This window comes from Thauera mechernichensis (genome assembly GCF_029588855.1).
Taxonomy (GTDB): domain Bacteria; phylum Pseudomonadota; class Gammaproteobacteria; order Burkholderiales; family Rhodocyclaceae; genus Thauera; species Thauera mechernichensis.
Genome location: NZ_JARQZE010000004.1, coordinates 233,598 through 258,190, shown reverse-complemented (window position 1 = coordinate 258,190; position 24,593 = coordinate 233,598). Strand labels below are relative to the sequence as shown.

Annotated in this window: 18 protein-coding genes; 10 read left to right on the top strand and 8 right to left on the bottom strand. The window is 64.5% G+C overall.

Going from position 1 to position 24,593, the window contains the following annotated elements:
• Nucleotides 1-3: 3 nt before the first annotated feature.
• Together P7F68_RS08020 and acs are read right to left on the bottom strand one after the other, a co-directional pair.
• Complete coding sequence (locus tag P7F68_RS08020; RefSeq protein ID WP_198291727.1) at nt 4-201, bottom strand: hypothetical protein; 198 nt, start codon at nt 199-201, stop codon at nt 4-6.
• Between the two features lie 194 nt (nt 202-395).
• Nucleotides 396-2,360, bottom strand: coding sequence for an acetate--CoA ligase (gene acs / locus P7F68_RS08015; RefSeq protein ID WP_002927278.1), 1,965 nt, complete (start codon nt 2,358-2,360; stop codon nt 396-398).
• 275 nt (nt 2,361-2,635) lie between these two features.
• On the opposite strand from acs, the gene P7F68_RS08010 reads away from it, so the two are divergent.
• A complete protein-coding gene (locus P7F68_RS08010; protein ID WP_002935544.1) occupies nt 2,636-4,168 on the top strand; it encodes a fumarate hydratase in 1,533 nt (510 codons plus the stop codon).
• Between the two features lie 190 nt (nt 4,169-4,358).
• Here P7F68_RS08010 and P7F68_RS08005 read toward each other — a convergent pair whose 3' ends face one another.
• Together P7F68_RS08005 and ppsA are read right to left on the bottom strand one after the other, a co-directional pair.
• Nucleotides 4,359-8,318, bottom strand: coding sequence for an EAL domain-containing protein (locus P7F68_RS08005; protein ID WP_277832140.1), 3,960 nt, complete (start codon nt 8,316-8,318; stop codon nt 4,359-4,361).
• Between the two features lie 280 nt (nt 8,319-8,598).
• On the bottom strand, nt 8,599-10,965 hold the full coding sequence (gene ppsA / locus P7F68_RS08000; protein ID WP_002927282.1) for a phosphoenolpyruvate synthase: 2,367 nt from the start codon (nt 10,963-10,965) through the stop codon (nt 8,599-8,601).
• A gap of 145 nt (nt 10,966-11,110) precedes the next feature.
• Here ppsA and ppsR point away from each other — a divergent pair, with 145 nt between their 5' ends.
• The 3 genes from ppsR to msrB all read left to right on the top strand — a co-directional run bounded on the left by ppsR (nt 11,111) and on the right by msrB (nt 13,661).
• The gene (gene ppsR, locus P7F68_RS07995; RefSeq protein WP_277832138.1) at nt 11,111-11,944 is read left to right on the top strand and encodes a posphoenolpyruvate synthetase regulatory kinase/phosphorylase PpsR; all 834 of its coding nucleotides are present in this window, start codon (nt 11,111-11,113) and stop codon (nt 11,942-11,944) included.
• A 121-nt stretch (nt 11,945-12,065) separates the two neighbouring features.
• Complete coding sequence (locus P7F68_RS07990; protein WP_002935532.1) at nt 12,066-13,235, top strand: DUF2863 family protein; 1,170 nt, start codon at nt 12,066-12,068, stop codon at nt 13,233-13,235.
• 24 nt (nt 13,236-13,259) lie between these two features.
• A complete protein-coding gene (gene msrB / locus P7F68_RS07985) occupies nt 13,260-13,661 on the top strand; it encodes a peptide-methionine (R)-S-oxide reductase MsrB (RefSeq protein WP_277832135.1) in 402 nt (133 codons plus the stop codon).
• A gap of 20 nt (nt 13,662-13,681) precedes the next feature.
• On the opposite strand, the gene P7F68_RS07980 is transcribed toward msrB, so the two are convergent.
• The 4 genes from P7F68_RS07980 to P7F68_RS07965 form a co-directional block, all read right to left on the bottom strand.
• Nucleotides 13,682-14,020: a hypothetical protein gene (locus tag P7F68_RS07980; protein WP_277832133.1), complete on the bottom strand. Its 339-nt coding sequence runs from the start codon at nt 14,018-14,020 to the stop codon at nt 13,682-13,684.
• Nucleotides 14,021-14,153: 133 nt separating this feature from the next.
• The gene (locus P7F68_RS07975; RefSeq protein ID WP_002927331.1) at nt 14,154-15,335 is read right to left on the bottom strand and encodes an acetyl-CoA C-acyltransferase family protein; all 1,182 of its coding nucleotides are present in this window, start codon (nt 15,333-15,335) and stop codon (nt 14,154-14,156) included.
• Nucleotides 15,336-15,368: 33 nt separating this feature from the next.
• Complete coding sequence (locus tag P7F68_RS07970) at nt 15,369-16,295, bottom strand: CobD/CbiB family protein (RefSeq protein WP_277832131.1); 927 nt, start codon at nt 16,293-16,295, stop codon at nt 15,369-15,371.
• A 125-nt stretch (nt 16,296-16,420) separates the two neighbouring features.
• Nucleotides 16,421-16,966, bottom strand: coding sequence for a CoA pyrophosphatase (locus tag P7F68_RS07965; RefSeq protein WP_002927334.1), 546 nt, complete (start codon nt 16,964-16,966; stop codon nt 16,421-16,423).
• 244 nt (nt 16,967-17,210) lie between these two features.
• On the opposite strand from P7F68_RS07965, the gene P7F68_RS07960 reads away from it, so the two are divergent.
• Genes P7F68_RS07960 through P7F68_RS07935 form a run of 6 tightly spaced genes read left to right on the top strand, consistent with a single transcriptional unit; the run spans nt 17,211 to nt 24,586 of the window.
• Nucleotides 17,211-17,807, top strand: coding sequence for a GspH/FimT family pseudopilin (locus tag P7F68_RS07960; RefSeq protein WP_277832129.1), 597 nt, complete (start codon nt 17,211-17,213; stop codon nt 17,805-17,807).
• On the top strand, nt 17,804-18,277 hold the full coding sequence (gene pilV / locus P7F68_RS07955; protein ID WP_277832127.1) for a type IV pilus modification protein PilV: 474 nt from the start codon (nt 17,804-17,806) through the stop codon (nt 18,275-18,277). Before P7F68_RS07960 ends, pilV begins: the two co-directional genes overlap by 4 nt.
• On the top strand, nt 18,274-19,263 hold the full coding sequence (locus tag P7F68_RS07950) for a PilW family protein (RefSeq protein ID WP_277832125.1): 990 nt from the start codon (nt 18,274-18,276) through the stop codon (nt 19,261-19,263). The genes pilV and P7F68_RS07950 overlap by 4 nt, the downstream gene beginning before the upstream one ends.
• Before the next feature lie 44 nt (nt 19,264-19,307).
• Nucleotides 19,308-19,811 (top strand): pilus assembly PilX family protein, encoded by a 504-nt coding sequence (locus P7F68_RS07945; protein WP_277832123.1) that lies wholly within the window; start codon nt 19,308-19,310, stop codon nt 19,809-19,811.
• 28 nt (nt 19,812-19,839) lie between these two features.
• The gene (locus tag P7F68_RS07940) at nt 19,840-24,114 is read left to right on the top strand and encodes a pilus assembly protein (protein ID WP_277832121.1); all 4,275 of its coding nucleotides are present in this window, start codon (nt 19,840-19,842) and stop codon (nt 24,112-24,114) included.
• Between the two features lie 16 nt (nt 24,115-24,130).
• Nucleotides 24,131-24,586 (top strand): type IV pilin protein, encoded by a 456-nt coding sequence (locus P7F68_RS07935; RefSeq protein WP_277832119.1) that lies wholly within the window; start codon nt 24,131-24,133, stop codon nt 24,584-24,586.
• Nucleotides 24,587-24,593 lie beyond the last annotated feature (7 nt).

The following is a 24,593-nucleotide window of genomic DNA, read 5'->3' as shown; positions in this document are numbered from 1 at the left end:
CCATCAGCGCGCGCCCCGCTCGACGATCCAGGCCACCGCGACGATCAGCGCAAGCCATGTGCCGAACAGGTAGACGTGCAGCAACGGCAGTCCGAACAGGCTCAACGGCCGGTCGAACAAGGACAGGATCGGATAATTGAGCAACAGCATGCCGGCGATGAACACGGCCACCAGGCGCTGCCCGGCCAGTCCCTTGCGCATCATGACCTCCCATGATGTCGGCCCTGCCACAATGGCGAACGCGCCGCCCCGCTCTTGCAGGCGGGGTCGGCGCTTCGCACGATCAGGAAGCACGCATTGCGCGTGCCCGGTCTCCCCCCATGTGCCCGGATACGTGCCCGGGCCTCCCCCTGTCGTTCATTGGCGGCCGGACCCGCAGGCCCGGCCGTGTCGGATCAGCCCTTGAGCTGTTCCAGGATGGCCGGGTTCTCCAGCGTCGAGGTGTCCTGCGTGACATCCTCGCCCTTGGCCAACTGGCGCAGCAGGCGGCGCATGATCTTGCCCGAGCGCGTCTTGGGCAGGTTCTCGCCGAAGCGGATGTCCTTGGGCTTGGCGATCGGGCCGATCTCGTGGCCGACCCAGGCCTGCAGCTCCTTGATCACCTTGGCCGCTTCGTCGCCGGTCGGGCGTGCGCCCTTGAGCACCACGAAGGCCACGATGGCTTCGCCGGTCACATCGTCCGGACGACCGACCACGGCAGCTTCCGCCACCTTCTCGTGGGCCACCAGGGCGGACTCGATCTCCATCGTGCCCATGCGGTGACCGGAGACGTTCAGCACGTCGTCGATACGACCGGTGATGGTGAAGTAGCCCGTCTCGGCGTCACGGATGGCACCGTCGCCCGCGAGGTAGAGCTTGCCCTTGAAGTCCTCCGGGTAGTAGGTCTTCTTGAAGCGGTCCGGGTCGCCCCAGACGTTGCGGATCATCGACGGCCACGGCTTGGTGACCACGAGGATGCCACCCTGACCCCAGGGCACCTCGGTACCGGTTTCGTCCACCACTGCCGCCATGATGCCCGGGAAGGGCAGCGTGCAGGAACCCGGAACCATCGGCGTTGCGCCTGGCATCGGCGTGATCATGTGCGCGCCGGTCTCGGTCTGCCAGAAGGTATCGACGATCGGGCAACGGCCGCCGCCGACGTTCTCGTAGTACCACTCCCAGGCCGCCGGGTTGATCGGCTCGCCCACCGAACCCAGGATGCGCAGCGAGGACAGGTTGTACTGCTTCGGATGCACGGCGGGGTTGTTGTCGGCCGCCTTGATCAGCGAGCGAATCGCGGTCGGCGCGGTGTAGAAGATGCTGACCTTGTGGTCCTGGATCATCTTCCAGAAACGACCGGCATCCGGGTAGGTGGGCACGCCTTCGAACACGATCTCGGTCGCGCCGCAGGCGAGCGGGCCGTAGGTGATGTAGGTGTGGCCGGTGACCCAGCCAATGTCGGCGGTGCACCAATAGACGTCTTCGGGCTTGATGTCGAAGGTGTACTTCATCGACAGCACTGCCTGCAGCAGGTAGCCGCCCGACGAGTGCTGAACACCCTTGGGCTTGCCGGTGGAGCCGGAGGTGTAGAGGATGAACAGCGGGTGTTCGGCCTCGACCCACTCGGGCTCGCAGGTCTCGGACTGGCTGGCCACCGCCTCGTGGTACCAGGTGTCACGCCCGGCGACCATATTGACGTCGGCGCCGGTGCGCTTGACGACGATGACATTCTTGACCGAATCACACCCGCCGAGGGACAGCGCCTCGTCGGCGATCGGCTTGAGCGGCAGCGCCTTGCCACCGCGGAACTGGCCGTCGGACGTGATCACGGCCACCGCTGCCGCATCCTCGATGCGGTCACGCAGGGCTTGTGCGGAGAAGCCGCCGAAAACGATGGAGTGCGTCGCACCGATGCGCGCGCAGGCCTGCATGGCCACCACGCCTTCGATCGACATCGGCAGATAGATGATGACGCGATCGCCCTTCTTGACGCCCATGCCACGCAGGGCGTTGGCGAACTTGCTGACGCGCGCGAGCAGGTCCTTGTAGGTCACCTTGGTGACTTCGCCGCTGTCGGCTTCGAAGATCAGCGCGACCTTGTCGCCCAGGCCATTATTGACGTTGCGATCAAGGCAGTTGTACGAAACGTTCAGCTTGCCGTCGGCAAACCACTTGAAGAACGGCGCGTTCGATTGGTCGAGGACCTGGGTGAAGGGCTCCTTCCAGTCGAGCAGCTCCTTCGCACGACGGCCCCAGTAGCCTTCGTAATCGTCCTCGGCCTCCTTGCACAGCGCGCGATACCCGTCCATGCCGGACACCGCTGCGTTACGGACCATCTCTTCCGAGGGGTTGTAGATACGGACTTGCTGCTCATTGGACATGCTCACCTCTCCTCAACTGTTCAAATGGTTGAAGCTGACCCGTTGCGGGTCCTCGACTGGTTGGTTCCAGTCTTGAAATCGGTTGCTGTAGCCGCTGACTCGGCTGCTGCCGGATCGCAGGCATTTAAGAGCTTGTATCTTACACAGGACTTACACAGGGCCAACAAGGCTCCGAACCGACGCTGCGCGCGCTCGGTGCTAGAATCCCGCGGTTGATCGAATACTGCGATCCAACTGCGCCATTCTGCCCCCATGCCATCCGGAGACCAAGCGTCATGACGATTATTCGCGAAGAAGACCTCATTCAGTCGATTGCGGATGCGTTCCAGTACATCAGCTACTACCACCCGCTCGACTACATCCAGGCCCTCGGCGAAGCCTACGAGCGCGAGGAAAGCCCGGCCGCGAAGGACGCCATCGCACAGATCCTCACCAATTCTCGCATGGCTGCCGAAGGCCATCGCCCGATCTGTCAGGATACCGGCATTGCCGTGGTCTTTCTCAAGGTCGGCATGAATGTGCAGTGGGACGCAAGGATGAGCGTCCAGGAGATGATCAACGAGGGCGTGCGCCGCGCCTACAACAGCCCCGACAACATGCTGCGCGCATCGGTGCTGCTCGACCCGGCCGGCAAGCGCCAGAACAGCAAGGACAACACCCCGGCGGTGGTGCACTATGAGATCGTCCCCGGCGACGATGTCGAGGTCATCTGTGCGGCCAAGGGCGGCGGCTCCGAGAACAAGTCGAAGATGGTGATGCTCAACCCGTCGGACTCGATCGTGGACTGGGTCATCAAGACCGTACCGACCATGGGCGCCGGCTGGTGTCCGCCGGGCATCCTTGGCATCGGCATCGGTGGCACGCCCGAGAAGGCCATGCTGCTGGCCAAGGAATCGCTCATGGAGCCGGTGAACATCCACGAACTGCGCGAGAAGGCCGCCTCGGGCGCCAAGCTGAGCCGGGTGGAGGAACTGCGCCTCGAGTTGATGGACAAGGTCAACGCGCTCGGCATCGGCGCCCAGGGCCTGGGCGGCCTGACCACCGTGCTCGACGTCAAGATCATGGACTACCCGACCCACGCCGCGTCGCTGCCGGTCGCCATGATTCCCAACTGTGCCGCTACCCGCCACGTGCACTTCCATCTCGACGGCTCCGGCCCGGCCCACCTGCCGACGCCCAGGCTGGAAGACTGGCCGCAGGTCACCTGGAAGGCCGACACCAACGTCGCCACCCGCGTGAACCTCGACACCCTTACCAAGGAAGAGGTCGCCTCGTGGAAGCCGGGCCAGATCCTGCTGCTCAACGGCAAGATGCTCACCGGCCGCGATGCTGCGCACAAGCGCATCGCCGACATGCTGGAAAAGGGCGAAAAGCTGCCGGTCGACTTCACCAACCGCGTCATCTACTACGTTGGCCCGGTCGACCCGGTGCGCGACGAAGTCGTCGGCCCCGCCGGCCCCACCACGGCCACCCGCATGGACAAGTTCACCCGCATGATGCTCGAGAAGACCGGGCTCATCTCGATGATCGGCAAGTCCGAGCGCGGCCCGGTCGCCATCGAGGCCATCAAGGACAACAGGTCGGCCTATCTGATGGCGGTCGGCGGCGCGGCCTATCTGGTATCCAAGGCGATCAAGGAAGCGAAGGTCGTCGGTTTCGAAGACCTCGGCATGGAAGCGATCTACGAATTCACCGTGCAGGACATGCCGGTGACGGTCGCGGTCGACGCCAATGGCACCAGCGTGCATAACACCGGCCCGAAGGAATGGCAGGCCCGGATCGGCAAGATCCCGGTCGCTGTCGCCTGAGATCGCCTCACACCCTGCTCGGGGTAATCGCAAGGGCCGCCGCCTGGACGTTGAGGCAGGCGGTGGCCAGGGAAACCTCGCGGCTGGCGCAGCTCCCACGGGGCAACGAAGCGCCTTGGGCTTGCTGTAGGAGCGGCGCCAGCCGCGAGCCTCTGTAGGCGCCAGTGTGCATCGCAGTCGCGCATCGATCCTAGGCGAGCAGCCTGTTTATCTGTCCGAGCATCACGTCCAGGCGCCTGCGCACCGCGCCAAGCCCCTCGATGACGGCCGCTGCATCGGCCGCCCGGTAGTGTGCCGCAAGCGTCTCGATGGTCTCATGGAACAAGTCGTGCGCCTGCGCCAGCTCGCGCAGCACGACCTCTTCATGACGCTGCTCGGCAAGCGCGAGCTCGATCCAGCGCCCGAGACTGCAGCCATGAACCACAAGCCGGTTGTCGATCTGCGTGCCATCGGCAATCTTGGCGGCAAGCGCGCGTACCAAGGCGCGGTGCTCGACCTGCGCATACACCAAGGCAAGCTCCTCGCGTGACAGCGCTGACTGTCGTTGCCAGCTCGCCGGCGGCGCCCATGTGGCAACCCACTGCGGCAGGGACTCACCCTCCATCGGCCGTGCAATGACATAGCCCTGCCCGACCTCGCACCCGAGCTGGAGCAGCACCCTGCCATGGGCCTCCGACTCCACGCCCTCGGCCACCACCTCCCGGCGGAAGGCGTGTGCAAGCCCCATAACCGCTTCGAGAATTGCAAGATCCTCAGGGTCGTCGAGCATCTCGCGCACGAACAGCTGGTCGATCTTGAGACGTGCGGCGGGCAGGCGCTTGAGGTAGGCCAGCCCCGAATAGCCGGTCCCGAAGTCATCAAGCGCGAAACTGACGCCGATGCGCGCACAAGCCTCCACGATCTGCGTCACCCGCGTCATGCTCTCGAGCGCGCTGCTCTCGAGCACCTCGAGTTCGAGACTGCCCGGTGCCAAGCCCGGATGACCGGTCAAGGCCTCCTGAAGGCGCATCATGAAATCCGGGGCCTGAAGGTGGCGCGCCGAGATATTGACGCTCACTGGCACGGTCAGCCCCAAGCTCTTCCAGCGCTCGAGCTGCTCGAGCGCTGCCGAGATCACCCAATCACCCAGTGCCACGGCCACCGGCTGGTCCTCGACCATAGGCAGGAAGGCCGCCGGCTCGATCAGGCCCAGCTCGGGATGCTGCCAGCGGATGAGCGCCTCGACGCCAGTGAGCGCCCCGCTGCGCATATTGACCTTGGGCTGGTAGAACAGGACGAACTCGTCATTGGCAAGCGCTTCGTGGATCCGCGCCACGCCCTCGTGCCGCCCGCGCACATCGCGGTCCTGATCGGTGTCGAAGAAATGATAGCGATTCTTGCCCGCAAGCTTGGCCTGGTACATGGCCAGATCGGCCTGGCGCAGCAGTTGGTCGGGCTCCAGCGCCTCCTCCTGCGGGTATAGCGTCAGCCCGATGCTGGCCGAAACCTGGAGCTCCGCGCCACCCACCTGCACCACCTGAGCGACCGCCTGAAGCAGGCGCTGGACGAGGTGCTTGCAGGCAGGCAAGTCCGGCAGATCCACCAGCACCGCGACGAACTCGTCGCCACCGAGCCGCGACACGCTGTCAGCGTCGCGCAAGGTGCCCTTCATGCGCGCGGCCACCGTCGTCAACAACTGGTCGCCGACGTGGTGCCCATGGCCGTCGTTGACCTCCTTGAAGCCGTCCAGGTCGATGTAGGCCACCGCCAGCAACTGGCCCCGTCGCCGCGCCTGCGCCATGCTGCGACTCAGCCGGTCATGGAGCAGCACGCGATTGGGCAGGCCGGTCAGCGCATCATAGTGGGCGACGTACTTCAGTTGCGCCTCGTGTTCTTTCTGGATGGTGATGTCGTTGAGCGTCCCGGAGATCCCCTGCGCCTCCCGCCCGGGACCGAGTACCGGGCGGGCATGGAGCTCGACCCAACGAAACCCTCCGCCGACCCGCAGGTAACGCAGTGCCTGCGTGCACGAGGCTTCCTCGCGCCGCATGAGCAACTCGAACACCTCCTGATGGAGATGGCGGTCATCCGGGTGCACATAATCGACGAACGGCCTGCCGATGCTCGCCTCGACCGCGAAACCGGTCAGCTCATGCCAGGCCCTGTTCAGGAACGCGCAGCGCCCATCTGCATCCACCTGGAAGATGACCTCGCGCACGCTCTCGACCACCGAACGGTAACGCGCCTCGCTCTCGCGCAGGCTCTCGTCAACCCGCTTGCGCTCGATTACGCCGGCCAGAGCATTGCCGACCAGGCTCATCAAGGTCTTTTCCTCGCCCGACCATTGCCGGCGGCAGCGTACCGAATCGAGGCCTACGAAACCCAGCAGCCGGCCGTTAACCACCATTGGCGCCGCCAGCGTTGACTGGATGCCCTGCGACTGGAGCAGCTCACGATCCTGACGCGCACACTCCGGCAACAGGGAAACATCGGGGAAATCCACGATCTCGAGACGCTTGATGATCTGGCAGAACAGCGAGCCCTCGAATCCCACGCCCTGCAGGTTGTGCGCTTGTGGCGAGACGCCCGGCGCACACCATTCGTGCGTGTTGCTGACGCTGCGACCGTCCTCGGTGATATCGAACACGAATGCGCGGTCGGCATCCGCATAGCGTCCGATCTGCGCCAGGGCACGCAGAACAAGGCCATCGACCTCGTCCGCCCGCGCGGGCATCAATTCCGATGAGATACGCGCCACCATCCGGCCGAAGGCGATACGACGCGTCAGTGCAGCCTCGCCACGCTCGCGGATCAGCTCCGCACTGACCGGACCGTCGAAGATCTCAAGCAGTTCGCGCACACCCTGCTGGTCATCCAGCGGCCGTCTCGACATTCCGACCATCAAACCCAGTGCCTGCCCCTCCTTGTCGGCGAGCGGCACACCGCAATAGGCCTCATAAGCACCGTCCCGCAAGCCGGGATCATCGGGAAAGCGCGCCGCGACGCCACTGCCGATGACCACGCTCCTGCCCTGAAGCGCCAGCTCCGACGGTGTTCCAGCCAGCACGTAGCTGAACTGCTGAACTGCCGCGCCGTCCTTCCAGCCGGCACGCACATTGATACGGCCGCCCTCTTCCAGGCATTGCCCAACGAACACCAGATCAAGATGCAGGGCCTCGCCGACATGGCGACATACGGCCTCGTAGAACGCATCTCCCGAGAGCATGGTGTAGCGTGCGGCCAGCGCATCCAGGGCCAGACCCGCACGCTTGCGGTCGGTGACATCCAGGCAATAGCCGATATAGCCGAGAAAGCGCCCACTGCTGTCGTAGCGCGGACTGCCTTCGTCCGATACCCAGCGATAGCCGCCATCTACATGACGCAAGCGATACTCCAGCCGAAACGGGTCCTGCGCCGCGAACGCACGTTCGTAATCCGACAGGCATTGCGCCCGGTCGTCGGGATGAACACCCTCGGCCCAGCCCTCGCCCAACTCCTGCTCGAGACTGCGGCCGGTGAATCGCAACCAGGGCTCGTTGAAATAGCTGCAGCGCCCGTCGGCACCCGACGTCCAGATCAGGGCCGAACCGCTGTTGGCAAGGTTGCGGAAGTGTGTCTCGCTCTCGAGCAAGGCCTGTTCGGCCGCATTGCGCTCCTGCTCGAGCCGCAAGGCCACGATCATGCTGGTGCACGTCGCCAGCATCGGTGCAAGATCGTCCACGAGCACCCGATCGTAGCCCCCGGGGGCATTGGCCAGGCCAACAATGCCGACCAACTGCGCGCCCTGGATGAGCGGCAGGCCAAGAAAGCCCCTGAGCGGCGGATGGCCTTGCGGAAGGCCGCAACTGCGCGCATCCGTGACGGGAGCATTCGAGATCACCGGCGCCGCCGTGCGCAGGACAGCGCCATAAAGGCTGTTCAGCTCGCGAAACTCGAAACCACCGGCGCGCGCACGTTCATACAGTGTTCGGGTGTGGGCATCCCAAGCCACATCGGTAAGCCCATGCATGCGCACGAAGGGCTCGCCCAACTCGTCGTGCAGGACCTCACCGATGAAGCCGTATTCGCTGTCGCTAAGCCCGATCAACTCGTGAAGCATGCGCTCGAAGATCTCGTGCGCAGCACCATCGACGAGAAAATCGCGTTGCACGGCGACGAGGGCGGACAGCATTCTCGCCTGCCGGCGGGCACGGCGACCAATCTGTTCGGCATACGAAGACATCTCGCTCGTGCCTGCGGCGGGCAAGGTCAACGCAGGCCCCGCATCTACGGACGCACTCTGGGCTGAAGGAAGGGGGCGCCGGGGCATAGGTATGACGAACTCGACGGCAGACGCATCAGCGCATGATAACGCCGCCAGGGGAACCCAAGAAGCCGCAGCGCGGCTCGAATGCAAAAAGGGGCGGCAGTCCAGATGACCGCCACCCCTTACTGGCACTGCCCGCGCGGGCTTATTTCGCCAGATGCTCGGAGAGCTTGAGCCAGGTGTCCACCACCGTGTCCGGGTTGAGCGAAATGGTCTGGATCCCCTCGTCCATCAGCCACTCGGCCAGATCCGGGTGGTCCGACGGCCCCTGGCCGCAGATACCGACGTACTTGCCCAGCTTGTTCGCTGCGCGGATCGACATCGACAACAACTGCTTGACGGCCGGGTCACGCTCGTCGAAGGCGTGCGCCACCAGTCCGGAATCGCGGTCGAGGCCCAAGGTGAGCTGGGTCAGATCGTTCGAGCCGATCGAGAAACCATCGAAGTGCTCGAGGAACTGCTCGGCAAGGATCGCGTTGGACGGGATCTCGCACATCATGATCAGCTTGAGGTCGTTCACGCCACGCTTGAGACCATGCTCGGCGAGCAGATCGACCACGCCCTTGGCCTCTTCGACGTTGCGCACGAAGGGGATCATGATCTGCACGTTGGTCAGGCCGAGCTCGTTGCGCACCTTCTTCATGGCTGCAACTTCCATCTCGAAGCAGTCACGGAAACTGTGCGCGATGTAGCGCGAGGCGCCACGGAAGCCGAGCATGGGGTTCTCTTCTTCCGGCTCGTAGATCTCGCCGCCGAGCAGCTTGCGGTATTCGTTCGACTTGAAGTCGGACATGCGCACGATCACGGGCTTCGGATAGAAGGCCGCAGCGATGGTCGCCACACCCTCGACCAGCTTCTCGATGAAGAACTGCTTGGGCGTCGCGTAGCCGCGCGAGCGACGGTTGATCTCGTCGCGCAGGTTGGCAGGCACCTGGGCGATGTCGAGGATCGCCTTGGGGTGGATGCCGATCATGTTGTTGATGACGAACTCCAGACGGGCGAGACCGACACCGCCATTGGGGATCTGCGCGAACTCGAAGGCGAGTTCCGGGTTACCCACGTTCATCATGATCTTCACCGGGATCTCGGGCAGGTTGCCCATGTCGGTGGTGATGATCTCGAAATCGAGCTTGCCGCGGTACACGTAGCCGGTGTCACCCTCGGCGCAGGACACGGTGACCGATTCGCCCTCGTGCAGCACTTCGGTGGCGTTGCCGCAGCCCACGATGGCAGGGATGCCCAGTTCGCGGGCAATGATCGCAGCATGGCAGGTACGCCCGCCGCGGTTGGTGACGATGGCGCTGGCGCGCTTCATCACCGGCTCCCAGTTGGGGTCGGTCATGTCGGTGACGAGGATGTCACCGGCCTGGACACGGTTCATCTCCGAGGCGTCGCCAACCACGCGCACCACGCCGGCACCGATCTTCTGACCGATTGCGCGACCGTGGGTAAGCGCCTTGCCGTACTGCTTGAGGCGGTATTTCTCCATTACCAGGCCGGAATCCTGGCTCTTCACCGTCTCCGGGCGGGCCTGCAGGATGTAGAGCTTGCCATCGACACCGTCCTTGCCCCACTCGATGTCCATCGGGCGGCCATAGTGCTTCTCGATGATCACCGCATAGCGGGCAAGCTCGAGCACGTCCTCGTCGGTGAGCGAGAAGCGCATGCGATCGGCTTCGGGCACGTCCACCGTGCGCACAGAGCGTCCGGCCACCGCCTTGTCGGCGAACACCATCTTGATCAGCTTGGAGCCCAGGTTGCGGCGAATCACTGCCGGCTTGCCCAGCGCCAGCGTGGGCTTGTGCACATAGAACTCGTCCGGATTCACCGCGCCCTGCACCACCGTCTCGCCCAGGCCATAGGACGCCGTGATGAAGACCACCTGGTCGAAGCCCGACTCGGTATCGATTGAGAACATCACGCCCGAAGCGCCGGAATCGGAACGCACCATGCGCTGCACGCCGGCAGACAGCGCGACGTCGGCGTGGGCGAAGTTCTTGTGCACGCGGTAGGCGATGGCGCGGTCGTTGTAGAGCGACGCAAACACCTCCTTCATGGCGTGCAGGATGTTCTCGTAGCCGTGGATGTTGAGGAAGGTCTCCTGCTGGCCGGCAAAGGAGGCATCCGGCAGATCTTCCGCAGTGGCCGACGAACGCACGGCGAAGCTGCCCTCACCCTCGGCGGTAAGCTGCTCGTAGGCGGTCTTGATCTCGGCCTCGAGCTTGGCCGGGAAGGGGATGTCTACAATCCACTGGCGAATCTGCGCACCCGTCTTCACCAAGGCATCGACGTCGTCCACATCCAGCGCATCGAGCGCTGCATTGATGCGATCGGCCAGGCCGTCATGGGCGAGGAACTCGCGGTAAGCCTCGGCCGTGGTCGCAAAACCACCCGGCACACGTACGCTGGCGGGCAACTGGCTGATCATCTCGCCGAGCGAGGCGTTCTTGCCGCCGACCTTGTCGACGTCGGTCATGCGCAGTTCGTTGAAAGGAATCACGTAGCGTGTCATGTGTGGCTTCCGCAAATGTTGGAGAAAAAGCAAAATATCGAAGTCAGCAGTTTACGATTTTTTGTGCTGTGCCGCACGACAGGGTTTGCCCCAATGCCAGGCCCCCCTGCTCGCCCCCACCGTCCTGGTACCCAAGGCTCCGATCATGACCGACACCCCGCGCCGCACCGTCTTCTTCGTCTCCGACGGCACCGGCATCACCGCAGAAACGCTTGGCCATAGCCTCCTGGCCCAGTTTCCCGAGGCAAAATTCCGCCAGGTGCGCGCGCCCTTCGTCGACGACATCGACAAGGCGATCGAATGCGCGGCGCAGATCCGAGACGCTGCACTTGAGGATGGGGTGCGCCCGATCGTATTCAGCACGCTGGTCAATCAAGCGACGGTTGATGCACTGCACAAAGCCGATGCCCTCTTCCTTGACCTGTTCGAACGCTTCATCGGCCCGCTCGAGACCGAACTCGGGCAGCGCTCCACCCATGCGGTAGGGCGCTTCCATGGCATTGCCGACAGCACCAACTACAAGCACCGCATCGAAGCCATCAACTTCGCCATGGCCCACGACGACGGCATTTCGAGCGACGGCGAACTCGCCGAGGCCGACGTGATCCTGGTCGGGGTATCACGCTCGGGCAAGACGCCCACCAGCCTTTACCTGGCCATGCAGTTCGGCGTCAAGGCGGCCAACTACCCCCTCATTCCCGAGGACTTCGAACGCAACAAGCTCCCCGGCGAACTGCACAAGTATCGAACCAAGCTGTTCGGCCTCACCATCGCCCCCGAGCGACTGTCGCAGATCCGCCAGGAGCGCCGCCCCAACAGCCGCTACGCCTCACTGGAAAACTGCCGCTACGAGATCGACGCCGCACAGAAGCTCATGCGCCGAGAGAACATCCGCTGGCTCGAATCCACGACGAAATCCATCGAGGAGATCTCCGCCACCATCCTGCAGACCGTGCGCGTCGACAGGCCCGACTTCTGAACCAACGACAACAGCATTCACCCATAGCCTGCCTGGGCGGCGCAATGGGCTAGAATGCGGGCTTTCCGGCGCGGCGTGCATGCGCTGCAGCCATAGCCAGAACAGCAACGGAACCCCAACAATGAAAAGAACGCGCCTCAAGCGCCGTGGCGGCCTCGGTCGCACCGCAGAACAACTCGTCTGGCTCGCCAGCGGGCTGGCCGAATCCGGCAGCCGCATCGAGGACCGCTACTGGGAAGCACAACTCGCGCACCTCATTGACGAACTGCTCGCCAGCAACGACGAAGACAGTCTGAACACCGCGCTCGACCACCTCTACAGCGCCGACTCGCGCGCTTACGATGAACTCGCCGATCATCTCGAGTCGCGTGCCGAGTGCGCAGGCGGCGCCTTCGACAGTCACGACGTCGTCCTGCTCGCAGCCCCCATCCTCGCCTGGTCGCGCTTCCGCATCCCCGCAACGAGCCTGCCGGCCGCCATGGTCGCCAACCTGCGCGTGCACCTGCAGGCCCACGTCCTGTCGAAGGACGCCCGCCTCTCGGTAGCCGATTTCCTCTTCAGCCCAGACCAACTGCCTCAGGGTTACTGCAACACGGCAGAGTTCGCCAAGGTGATCGGCGGTGCCGCCATCGACAACAGCGACCTCCATATCGACACCGAAGGCATGCCGGAGACTGCCCAGTTCCTGTCGGATACGCGCTACCTGCTCGCCGCCGTCGCGGTGCCACGTGGCGGTCCGGTGTTCCGCTGGCAGGAGGCTGACGGCAGCCGCGACACCGCGCGCGATCAGTGGCGCACCCAGGGCGGCGCCTGTCTCGGCCCGCTCTTGCCGGGCTGCGCAATGGACCCTGTGCTGCCCGAAACCTACTTCGCAGCCAGCAGAGCGGCCGACAAGGACAGCCGCCCGTACTCGGTGCGCGCATCCGTCGCCTTCCTCGCCACGACGCTGGAGATCCCCGCCGCAAACCTGCGCGCAGTCGTCGCCCCGTTCTGGGAACGCAATCTGGAGGAATACCGCATCGGCTTCGCGCTGCGCGAGCGCGAAGGCGTCGTCCACGGCGTGGTCTGGCCGCTACTGGGCGCCGAGGACGAAACCACCGACTGTCCGGCACAGATCGAGGCCGTGCTGCGCGAATCGGGCGTCAGCGATATCGTCCTGCTCGACCACCAGTTCCCGCTGGAGTACTGCGATGACTGCGGCGCGCCGTACTATCCGTCCGCTGACGGCGAGACGGTTCATGCGGAGATGCCCGAGGAACAATCAGGGCAGGCACCGCGTCATCTGCACTGAGCCCCACACATTGCGGAGAACGGAATGAGCGACGACCCCACCCGGACCGAGGCCGAATGGCGTGCCCGGCTGACCGACATGCAGTATCACGTCACCCGTGAAAAGGGCACCGAACGCGCCTTCACCGGCGAGTACTGGAACGTGTGGGACAAGGGCGCATATAACTGCGTGTGCTGCGGCGCCCCGCTCTTCCGTTCCGAGCACAAGTTCGACGCCGGCTGCGGCTGGCCCAGCTTCTGGACGGCGGCCGAGCCCGACAATGTCGCCACTGCCATCGACCGCAGCCACTACATGGTGCGCACCGAGGTCCTCTGCCAGCACTGCGGCGCCCACCTCGGCCACGTCTTCGAAGACGGCCCCCAGCCCACCGGCCTGCGCTACTGCATCAACTCGGCGTCGATCAAGCTGGAGAAGAGCGGGGAGTGACCGACGAGGGCTGCACGAACTCACACGTGGCCCGCTGTATCGTCAAGCCGGTTGGCATTATCACGGAACACCTTGCGCAAGGGTTCGGAGATCCGGCGATCGCTCGCAGCCGCGTTCCAGAACACCAGCGCCTGCCGGCAGGCCTCCAGCCAGATGGCGCGCTCGCCGGGGAGCGGCAAGGGCGGTTGCCACGCCTTCGCAGGCAACTCGCCGCCGGGCAGCGGGGCATAGTCCATCGGCACCATGTCGTAGGCCAGCGCCGGCGTGATCCGCTTCGACGTGAAAAAGCGGAAGCGGCACTTAGGATCCACGCAAGGTGCGGCAGGCAGCATATCGGGTTCGCCCTGCCGCACCGCCACGGCACACGTCCGCGCCAAGCGAAAAAGTGAGCGCTTAATGTCTGGATTTTTGTCTTGATCTGCAGCGCATGGACGAAAAAAAACCCGCGCCAGCCTCACGGCCGCGCGGGTCTTGATCAGGCGGGGTCTGCGCTTACACGCGTTCCCACACCGTGGTGATGCCCTGGCCGCCACCGATGCACATGGTGGCGACGCCGTAACGGCCGTTCACGCGGATCAGCTCATGCAGCAGCTTGGTGATGATCACCGAGCCGGTCGCACCCACCGGATGGCCGAGCGAGATGGCGCCGCCATTGGGGTTGACCTTGGCGGTGTCGAGCTCGAGGCCACGATTGACTGCGATCGACTGTGCCGCGAAGGCTTCGTTGGATTCGATCACGTCGATCTGGTCCAGCGTCAGGCCGGCGCGCTGCAGTGCGAGCTTGGTGGCCGGGATCGGGCCTTCGCCCATGATCTCGTTGGGCACGCCCGAGATGGCGTAGGACACCAGGCGGGCGATCGGCTTCTGGCCCGCGGCGGCAGCCTTGGCAGCATCGGCCATCACCAGGAAGGCAGCGGCGTCGTTGATGCCCGAAGCGTTACCTGCAGTAACCGAACCGTCCTTCTTGAAGGCCGGCTTCATCTTGCCCAGCGCTTCCATGGTGGTCATGCGCGGATGCTCGTCGGTATCGAACACCACGGTGCCCTTGCGGGTCTCGAAGGTGATCGGCACGATCTGGCTCTTGAAGCGACCATCGGCGATCGCCGCGGCAGCGCGCACCTGCGACTCGAGCGCAAACGCGTCCTGCTCCTCGCGCGAGATGCCCCACTTGGTGCACAGGTTCTCGGCGGTGATACCCATGTGGCCAACGCCAAAGGGGTCGGTCAGCACGGCGACCATGGCATCGATCGCCTTGGTGTCGCCCATGCGCGCGCCGCTGCGCAGCGCCGGCAGCAGGTAGGCACCGCGCGACATCACCTCGACACCGCCACCGATGGCGTAGTCGGCGTCACCCAGCATGATGGCCTGGGCGGCATTGACGATGGCCTGCTGCGCCGAACCGCACAGGCGGTTGACCGCGAAAGCCACCGAGTCGGTCGACATGCCGGCGTTGACCGTCGCCACACGGGCAACGTACGCATAGCGGGAGTCGGTAGGAATGCAGTTGCCGACAGCCGCGAACTGCACCGCCTTGGGGTCGACGCCAGCGCGCACAAAGGCCTCCTTGGCCACGACGGCGCCCAGCTCGGACGGCTCCATGTCCTTGAGCGAGCCACCGAAGCCACCCACCGCAGAACGAACAGCACTCAGAACAACGACTTCACGATTTGCCATATCCGACACTCCCTGTTTTTGAACTCAAACCCACTACCTGCCGACCCACCCGGCTGCACCGAGCAAGACGAGCAGGAACAGACACACGAACAGTGCCCGCCAAAGCAGGCCTACCGTGCTTTGCATGTGCTCGACGCCTGCCTCGCCACCCAGCCCCATTTCGGGGCGATCGACGATCACGCCGGACTCGTGGACCGGCATGCCGAGCCTGACTCCCAGCGCACCGCCGCCACTTGCAATCAGTATAGCCGACGACCTGTCGGGCCACAGCACGGCCTGCGACCGCCAGCAATAAATTGCATCCTCGAAATTACCCATAACGGAAAACACCGTCGCAGTGATCCGCACCGGCACCCAGTCCAGCGCCTCGGAGGCTGTGCGCGCAAAACGGCCAAAATCGCCGAAGTCCGCATCAGCACGCGCGCCCCAAAGCGCATGCAGTGCCCGCGCCGCGAGGTACATCACCGCACCGCTCGGCCCCGGCAGCAGCACGAACCAGAACACCACGCCGAACACGCGCCGATGGGCGGCAACCAGCGCCATTTCGATCGACATGCGCGCGACCTCGTTCACGCCCGCCGCGTCGTAACGCCCGCCACGCCACTCGGCGAGCAGGTCGCGCGCGCGCGCCAGCTCTCCCATGCGCAAGGCGAGGTGAATCTCGCTGAACAGGCGACTGTCGTTCCCAAAGCCCATGCACAGGTAGAGCACGGCAACATTGAAAACGAAGGCCAGCAGCGGATGCAGCTCCCACAGCAGCCAGTAGGCGAACGCCGTACCCAAGGTCCCGCCAAGCACAAGCATCAGCCAGGCGAACCGCCCGTTGCCCGCACTGCCGTCATTGAAGCGCGCCACCGCCCGCTCTGCCGCCGAATCCAGCAGCCGAACAATCAGCGGGCGCGCAGCCAGGGGACGAAGCTGCTCGGCCAACAAGGCCAAAAGGAGCGCAATGAGTGTCATGCGGAGGCTGCCAGCAGGCTGTTATGAGGTCGGATCGTTCAGAGGGTGCGCTCGCCACATGATGGCGCTGCAACCATGCCGACGCATCGAAGATAACACAAAGGCCAGGCACATCAGGGCGGGCATCAGCTGTCCTGCGCACCCACCTGCATGTGCAACAAGCGGTACATCGACATGATGATGCCCGCCGTCGCACCCCATATGAAGTAGCCGTGATACGGCATGGCATGAAAACGCCTCACCCGCCCCTCATGCACGATGCTGTGCTCTTCGTGGTTGGCCGGGTCGAGGAAATGCGCCAACGGCACCTCGAAGGCCTCCGCCACCTCGAAGGCGTCGAGCTTGAGCTCGAAGGGCGGATGCACCAGCCCCACCACCGGCGTCACCCGAAACCCGGTGCCAGTGAGGTAGTCGGGCAGCGCACCGAGCAACTCCACATGGCGACGGTGCAAGCCGATTTCCTCTTCGGTCTCGCGCAAGGCAGTATCGACCGCCGACGCATCACCTGCCTCCACCCTGCCGCCGGGAAAGCTGATCTGCCCGGGATGGTGGTGAAGGTGCTCGGTACGCCGGGTAAGGAGCACCGACGGCATCTCGTCACGCAGGACGACGGGCACGAGCACGGCCGCCGGGCGATGCATTCTCTTATCGGCCAGGCCGGGAAAGTCCATTGCCAACGGCGCCTCTCCCGCCGCAGCCAGCACGCTGCGCAAGGCCGGCACGAGCACTTTCGATCTCGCTGAATCCAAACTCAGACTCCACCCTGGCAAAGAAACGGGGCGCACTGCAAACCACAGGCGAGGCGCCCCCGCATCGACAGACCGCCCTGCCTGCAGCAGGACCGGCCGTGACCTTTAACGCGCCACTCGTCAGGCGACACTCGTCCATGCACGCGGATGTGGTTAGAGTAAGGGTATGAAAACACCAGCCCACATGCGCGGCAGCCACCCGGCGGTGAGAGTACCCGAGGTCGCCACGAGCCGCCACCGCTTCGAGTGCGCCCGCCGTGCGGCAGGCTTCACGCTGATCGAAGTCATGATCGTGGTGGCGATCCTGGCGATCTTCGCTGGAATTGCGGCGCCCAACTTCAGGGAACTGATCACGCAGAACCGCATGACCAGCCAGGCAAATGACCTCCTGGCTGCCCTGCAGTTCGCACGCAGCGAAGCGATCACACGGGGCAGGCGGGTTTCCATCTGCCCCAGCAACAGCGGCACGGCTTGCACCAATAGTGCATGGCAAGGCGGCTGGATCGTGTTTGCCGAAGGCCTCACCGGCACGATCGGCACCTACGAATCGGCGGGCGACACCCTGCTCCGCGTTCAGCAGGCCCTTCAGGGCACAAGCACGCTCACGGTGGGCGGCAACATCACCTTTCAGCCCAACGGCACTGTAGAAACGGCGCGCACCTTCACCCTCTGCCCCAACGACGGTTCCAGCGTAATTGGACGTTCGATACCGATCACGCTTTCCGGGCGCGCGCGCGTAGACAAAACGGGTAGCTGCACATGAGATCCACAACACACCGCTCCGGCAACAAGGGCTTCTCGCTGCTGGAAGTGCTCGTGACGGTCGTCATCCTGTCGGTGGCGCTGCTCGGGCTGGCAGGCCTGATGCTGTCGAGCATGCGCAACAACCACAGCGCCTACCAGCGCTCGCAGGCCACCTGGCTCGCCTACGACATCATCGACCGTGCGCGCGCCAACCGAAACCTGGCTCTGGCGGGCAGCTACAACATCGCACTTACGGCTGCCACACCGGTGATGACCCAGGAACCCGACACCCCCCCGGTCACGTTCCCCATTCAGGTGCAGGACCTCGCCCAATGGCGCGGCGCGCTTGCCCAAGCCCTTCCCGGCGGCACCGGCTCGGTCGCGGTCACGCCGGCGAACCGAACCATCAGCGTGGTCATCCAGTGGGACGACAGCCGCGGCGCGGGCGGCGGCACAGCCCAGCAATTCCGGGTGGACAGCCAGCTATGAAATCAGCACCCAAGCCCTCCTTCGGCCGGCAGCTCGGCATGACGATCGTCGAACTGATGATTTCGATGACGATCGGCCTCGTCATCCTGGGCGCCGTCGGTGCCCTGTTCATCAACGTTCAGCACTCCGCTCGCAACGCCGATAGCATGTCACGCATCCAGGAGAACGCACGCTTTGCCGTCGAACTGATGGCTCGCGACATCCGCATGGCGGGCTACATCGGTTGCGGCAACCTGGGCTCCGGCACCATCAACACCATTGCCAATGCGCCGGTGCCCCAGCTCAATGCCGCGAACGCGATACGCGGCCAGGACGCACCATCGGGCACGATCGCAGGCATCACCCTGGTGGGCGGCGACACCGTCACGATCATGCGCGGAACCGGAAGCGACGTCCATCTGGTAGGCAATGTGGTGCCATCGAACGCGAACATCCAGATCAACAGCAATCCGGACAACTTCGCGGCCGACGACGTACTCATGGTCACCAACTGCTCCAACACGGACGTCTTCCGCGCCACAAATGTGTCGAACAGCAGCGGCACGATCACCCTCGCCCACTCGAGCAGCTCGAACACCGGCAACAGGATCGGCACCTACGGGCCAGACGCCTTCGTCATGCGGCTCGCCCGCTTCGTCTATTTCGTCGGCACCAACCCGGACACCAACCGGCCATCACTCTATCGCGCGAACACCATTGCCAGCGCCGGCGTTGCGGAAGAACTCGTCGACAATGTCGAGAACATGGAGATCGAGTACGGGGTCGACACCAACAACAACAACGCCGCGGACGAATACCGTGCAGCGGCCGCCGTAAGCAACTGGGAATCGGTCATCAGCGTCCGGCTGCGGCTGCTGGTCGCGAGCGCCGACAACAACATCCTCCCTGCAGCACAAAGCCATACCTTCAACGGCACCACCGTATCCGACCGCCGCATGCGCCAGGTCTTCACCACCACCATCGCGATTCGCAACCGCCTGCCATGACACGCTCGCCAAGACTCCTCCCGACAGCCGCACAGCAGCGCGGCATGGTGCTGATGATCGGCATGATCTTCATGCTCATCATGACGCTGGTCACCGTCGCCTCGATGCGCACCACGACGCTCGAGGAACGCATGGCGGGCAATGCGCGCGACAACGACCTTGCTTTCCAGGCCGCCGAAGCTGCACTGCGTGCGGGCGAACTGCAGCTCACCGCCGCCTCGCTCGAGCAGTTCATGGCCAGCAGTGCCGCCTTCCTGACCCTGGACTCGGGCACCGCCCGACGGGACGACCGCTACTGGACCAACGCCAACGCCTCGCACCAGCACAACTGGACGGCCAACGCACTGGCGGTCAGTCCGGTGCCTGCCGGCGTCGCCGAAGCGCCGCGCTACGTCATCGAGGAACTGCCCCCAATGGCCTCCACCGGCAGCGAAAGCCTCAAAGGGCCCGCCCCGCTGCCCGATTCGGCGATCTTCCGTGTCAGCGCACGCGGGGTTGGCGGCAACCCGAGCACCGTCATCTATCTGCAAAGCACGTATCGCCGCTGATGTCGCGCGCAACATGCGAGAAACCATCATGAAAGCACGTCTCCTCACGCTCGCCGCCGCACTCACCCTGTCCGTGAGCGCACATGCGCAGATCGACATCGCCCAGCAGCCCGTCTTCCTCAACCCGCCCGACCCGCGCGTCATGCTGCTGGTGTCTCGCGACCATGAGCTGTCGAAGAAGGCCTACAACGACTACAGCGACATCAACGGCGACGGCAGGCTGGACATCACCTACAACGACAGCATCGACTACTACGGCTATTTCGACCCGCGCCGCTGCTACAGCTACAACAACAACCGTTTCGAGCCCGGCGCAGCGGCCACCGGCACCAACGGCCACCATTGCAACAACGCGTGGAGCGGCAACCTGCTCAACTGGGCGACGATGACGCGCATGGACGTGATGCGCAAGACGCTCTACGGCGGCTATCGCTCCACGGACAACGATGGCGCTGCGCTGGGCGACACCGTGCTCGAACGCGCGTTTCTCCCGGACGACACCCACGCTTTCGCCAAGGTGTTCTCCGCCCCCAGCGGCAGCACGATGAGCAACTTCGTGCCGTCGACTTACAGTACCCACACCTCGCTGAGTTTCTGCAACGTCACACCGAGTAACACAGGAGTATCGCGCAGCATCACGGCAGCGCCCCGCATTCTGCTTGCCGCCGGCGCCTTTCCCCGCTGGGCCATGACCGAGGCCCCCCAATGCACCACCGGCAGCGGCGATCGCCCAGCAGCCACGCTGGCATCGCTGATTGCCCGCGTTGCCGTATGCGCGCCCGGCAAGCTGGAGGACAACTGCACTGCGTACGGTTCCGGCAGCAGCCCGAACTACAAGCCTACCGGCCTGCTGCAGAAGTATGGTCAGGCCGACGCCCTGTCCCGCGTTCAGTTCGGCCTGCTCACCGGCAGCTATTCGCGGAACAAATCCGGCGGCGTGCTGCGCAAGAACATCGGCCTGCTCAGCGGTAACGAGACTGCCGCCAACAACGAGATCAACCCCACGACCGGCCAGTTCATCAACCAGGCCGCCACCAATGCGGGCATCATCAATACGCTGAACCGCATCCGCATCGCGGGCTGGGACTACGGCGGCAACGGCGTACACGTGAATAGCTGCAGCTCGCCAGGTATCGCGAGCTTTACTGACGGCCAGTGCGTGGACTGGGGCAACCCGCTTGCCGAGATGTACCTCGAGAGCCTGCGCTACTTTGCCGGGCGCAGCGGACCGACGAGCGCGTTCGACTCGACCGATGCCGAACAGACCCACTTGCCCTCGCTACCCAAGGTCAGCTGGTCCGACCCGCTGCCCGAAGGTCAGTGGTGCGCGATGTCGAGCACCGTCATCCTGTCGACCGGACTCAACTCCTTCGATACCGACCAGCTTACGAACGACTTGGGTATCAATGCAGCGACGCTCACCGACAATGTGGGAACCAAGGAAAACATCTCGGGCAGCTACCTGATCGGCAGCAACGGCACCACGAACGACAGCCAGTGCACCCCCAAGACCCTCACTGGCGGCCTCTCGAGTGCGAGGGGCGTGTGCCCGGAAGTCCCTGCCCTGGAAGGCGGTTACCACATCGCCGGCCTCGCCTACGCGAACCTGAATGTCGACATACGCCCAGGCTACGCAGCGGATCGCAACCGGCGTTGGGGCAGCACGGCCTCGAACCCGCGGCCGGGCTATGCTGCACGGCAACCCCTGAGCACCTACTCCGTGGCCGTCGCCGAGAGCCTGCCGCGGCTCGAGATCCCGGTCGGCGCCACCACGGTGAGCTTCCTGCCCGCCTGCATGTCGAACTCCTCCGGCTCTGCGGGTCACAACTCAACCGGCTGGCGCGTCTGCTCGCTCAATGACATGCGCTTCGTTTCCCTGACGACCGACGCCGCCGGGCGCCCGACCTCTGGCACCATCGAAGTGTCGTGGGAGGACTCCACCTGGGGCAACGACTACGACATGGACGGCATCCAGGAGATCGAGTTCTCGACCGGCGGTGGCACGCTGGTGCTGAGGTCGCGCATCCTGCGCTCATCCGCCGGCTTTGCGCTGCGCTTCGGCTACACGGTGACGGGCAGCACGACCGATGGCACCACGTTTCCGTTGCTGGAACCTGGTGGCACTTTCCGTACCACACCATCGGCATGGTCCGCCAACGCCACCTACCTGCCGGGCACATCAAGCGCACGCCTGCTCGAGAGCCCGCTCTGGTATGCCGCGAAGTACGGCCGCAACGAAGGCAAGACGCTCGAAGACACGCTGAGCGACTGGGACAAGGACGGCGACGGCATACCCGACGCCTTCTTCAAGGTCACCAACCCCGCTGCGCTCTCGACCTCGCTTGGCAAGATCTTCGAGGAGGCTGCGCGTGCCGAGTCTTCGGCATCAGCCATCGCCACCAACTCCACTCGCCTGGACACCAACACCCACGTCTATCAGGCGATCTTCCGGAGCCCTGAATGGACCGGCACCTTCCGCGCGATTCCGCTCAACGCGGACGGCACGCCCGGCGCGACGGCCTGGGAAGCCGGAGAGCTGATTCCGAGCGACCACAACGCACGCAACATCAAGACCTGGAATGGCGGCGCCTGGAACACGGGGGCGGGCATCGACTTTTCGTGGGATAGCGACGGCCTCACCGCAGCGCAGAAGACCCTGCTGCGCAACGAAGAGCATTTGCTGAACTACCTGCGCGGCGACAAGACGAGGGAGCGCACGACCAGCGCACCATCGAACCCCTATCGTGCACGCAACTCGCTGCTGGGCGACATCATCAACTCCGACCCGCATTACGTCGGCTCGGAGAGCTATGGCTACGACTTGCCGGGCAGCGGGCTTGGCGCCACCGCCATGTCGGCGTACACAACCTTCCGCACGACCACCAAGCGCAGCCGTCCCAAGGTCATCTACGTCGGCGCCAACGATGGGATGCTGCACGCCATCAACGCCGCCAACCTGCAGACCGATGGCGGAGGCTCCGAGCTGTTCACCTATGTCCCGAACGCGGTGTTCGCCAACCTGCCCGATCTCGCCAACCCCGAGTACCGCCACAAGTACTATGTGGACGGCTCCCCCAACTCGGGCGACGCCTATCTCGGCAGCACCTGGAAGACCGTGCTGCTCGGCACCCTGGGCGCAGGCGGCAAGGCCGTGTTCGCGCTCGACATCACCGACGTCAGCGCCTCGTCCCCCTTTGACGAGTCCAAGGTGATCTGGGAGTTCACCGACACCGACCTCGGTCACGTCATGGGCCGCGGCTTCGTCGCCCGTCTCAACGACGGCCACTGGTACGCCGTGTTCGGCAACGGCTACAACAGCAACGCAGGCAAGGCCGCCTTGTTCCTGGTCCCGCTTGACCGCACGCAGACCGATCTCTCCGTGGTCAAGATCGAGGTCGACACGACGGGCGACAACGGCCTGTCGGAGCCGGCACTCGTCGACACCAACGGCGACAAGATCATCGACACCGTCTATGCAGGTGACCTGAAGGGCAATGTGTGGAAGTTCGACCTCTCGGGCGCCCGTAACACATGGGACAACAACAGCCGCCGGCTGAAGCTGTTCCAGGCTCTGTCGGGCACGACCCCGCAACCCATCACCTCGCCGCTCGAGATTGGACCGCCGCCCGCAGGGCAGAGCGGCTACATGATCTACTTCGGCACCGGGAAATACCTCGGCAACACCGACATCGGCAACCTGGCCACGCAGACTGTTTACGGACTCCTCGACAAGGGCTCGGCAATCAGCAGCCGTAGCAACCTGCAGGCGCAGACCTTCATCTACCAGGGTGTCCGCACCGATACGGATCCCAGTGAGGTGCGCGTGGCCAGCACGAACACGGTGAACTATGCCGATGGCAAGCGCGGCTGGTACATCGACCTGCTGCCGCCGGGAACGACCGCCGGCGTGGGCGAGCGCGTGGTCAGCGTTCCGCTGCTGCGCCACGGTCGCATCATCGTCACCTCGATCGTGCCGTCCGCCGATGCCTGCAGGCAGGGCGGATACAGCTGGATCAGCGAATTCGACGCCCTCAGCGGCGCCCGCCTCCCCTACAACGTCTTCGACTACAACGGCGACGGACTCTTCAACGACGATGACGACAAGACCGCGGGCGATGAACGTGATCGCGTCACCTCCAAGAAGCTCGCCGACGAAGGCCTGATGAAGAGCCCGACGGTGATCTCGGCGGGTGAGGTCGAATACAAGGTCGGCAGTGGCACGAGCGGCGGCATCGTCGTGATCAAGGAGAAAGGCATGAGCGGCAACCCGCGCACCTCGTGGCGCCAACTCATCCCCAGATGACAGTCAGGACATTCGAATGAACGCGAAACACACCCTTGGTTTCACACTGGTCGAGTTGATGATCACCGTGGCCATTCTCGGCATTCTGGCGTCGATTGCGTATCCCGGTTACCGGGACTACGTCATTCGCGCCAACCGTGCGGACGCGCGCGCGGCACTGGTTGAGAACGCGCAGTTCCTGGAGCGCAACTTCACCGTGGCAAACAGCTACAGGGACACGACGACCCCGGATACCGACCCCGATAACCCGGGCGCCTTTGTGTCGACATCGGGGCAGCTTCCCCGCAAGAAAAGCCCGGAAAGCGGTGCGGCAAAGTACGACATCACGGTCGCCTTCTCCAACAATGGCCGCGGCTTCACACTGTCTGCGGCGCCAACTGGCTCCATGGCTGGCGACGCATGCGGCACCCTTACCCTCACCCACACCGGTCTTCGTGGCGCAGGAGGCGATGTAGCGAAGTGCTGGAACTGAACCTGCA

What these genes read in the sequence shown, in the direction of transcription:
- pilV (WP_277832127.1), top strand. Translation starts at nt 17,804, where the DNA reads ATGAGATCCACAACACACCGCTCCGGCAACAAGGGCTTCTCGCTGCTG.
- msrB (WP_277832135.1), top strand. Translation starts at nt 13,260, where the DNA reads ATGAGCGACGACCCCACCCGGACCGAGGCCGAATGGCGTGCCCGGCTG.
- P7F68_RS07990 (WP_002935532.1), top strand. Translation starts at nt 12,066, where the DNA reads ATGAAAAGAACGCGCCTCAAGCGCCGTGGCGGCCTCGGTCGCACCGCA.
- P7F68_RS08005 (WP_277832140.1), bottom strand. Translation starts at nt 8,318, where the DNA reads ATGCTGTCCGCCCTCGTCGCCGTGCAACGCGATTTTCTCGTCGATGGT.
- P7F68_RS08020 (WP_198291727.1), bottom strand. Translation starts at nt 201, where the DNA reads ATGCGCAAGGGACTGGCCGGGCAGCGCCTGGTGGCCGTGTTCATCGCC.
- P7F68_RS08010 (WP_002935544.1), top strand. Translation starts at nt 2,636, where the DNA reads ATGACGATTATTCGCGAAGAAGACCTCATTCAGTCGATTGCGGATGCG.
- P7F68_RS07950 (WP_277832125.1), top strand. Translation starts at nt 18,274, where the DNA reads ATGAAATCAGCACCCAAGCCCTCCTTCGGCCGGCAGCTCGGCATGACG.
- ppsA (WP_002927282.1), bottom strand. Translation starts at nt 10,965, where the DNA reads ATGACACGCTACGTGATTCCTTTCAACGAACTGCGCATGACCGACGTC.
- P7F68_RS07940 (WP_277832121.1), top strand. Translation starts at nt 19,840, where the DNA reads ATGAAAGCACGTCTCCTCACGCTCGCCGCCGCACTCACCCTGTCCGTG.
- P7F68_RS07945 (WP_277832123.1), top strand. Translation starts at nt 19,308, where the DNA reads ATGGTGCTGATGATCGGCATGATCTTCATGCTCATCATGACGCTGGTC.
- P7F68_RS07935 (WP_277832119.1), top strand. Translation starts at nt 24,131, where the DNA reads ATGAACGCGAAACACACCCTTGGTTTCACACTGGTCGAGTTGATGATC.
- acs (WP_002927278.1), bottom strand. Translation starts at nt 2,360, where the DNA reads ATGTCCAATGAGCAGCAAGTCCGTATCTACAACCCCTCGGAAGAGATG.
- P7F68_RS07960 (WP_277832129.1), top strand. Translation starts at nt 17,211, where the DNA reads ATGAAAACACCAGCCCACATGCGCGGCAGCCACCCGGCGGTGAGAGTA.
- P7F68_RS07970 (WP_277832131.1), bottom strand. Translation starts at nt 16,295, where the DNA reads ATGACACTCATTGCGCTCCTTTTGGCCTTGTTGGCCGAGCAGCTTCGT.
- ppsR (WP_277832138.1), top strand. Translation starts at nt 11,111, where the DNA reads ATGACCGACACCCCGCGCCGCACCGTCTTCTTCGTCTCCGACGGCACC.
- P7F68_RS07965 (WP_002927334.1), bottom strand. Translation starts at nt 16,966, where the DNA reads ATGGACTTTCCCGGCCTGGCCGATAAGAGAATGCATCGCCCGGCGGCC.
- P7F68_RS07975 (WP_002927331.1), bottom strand. Translation starts at nt 15,335, where the DNA reads ATGGCAAATCGTGAAGTCGTTGTTCTGAGTGCTGTTCGTTCTGCGGTG.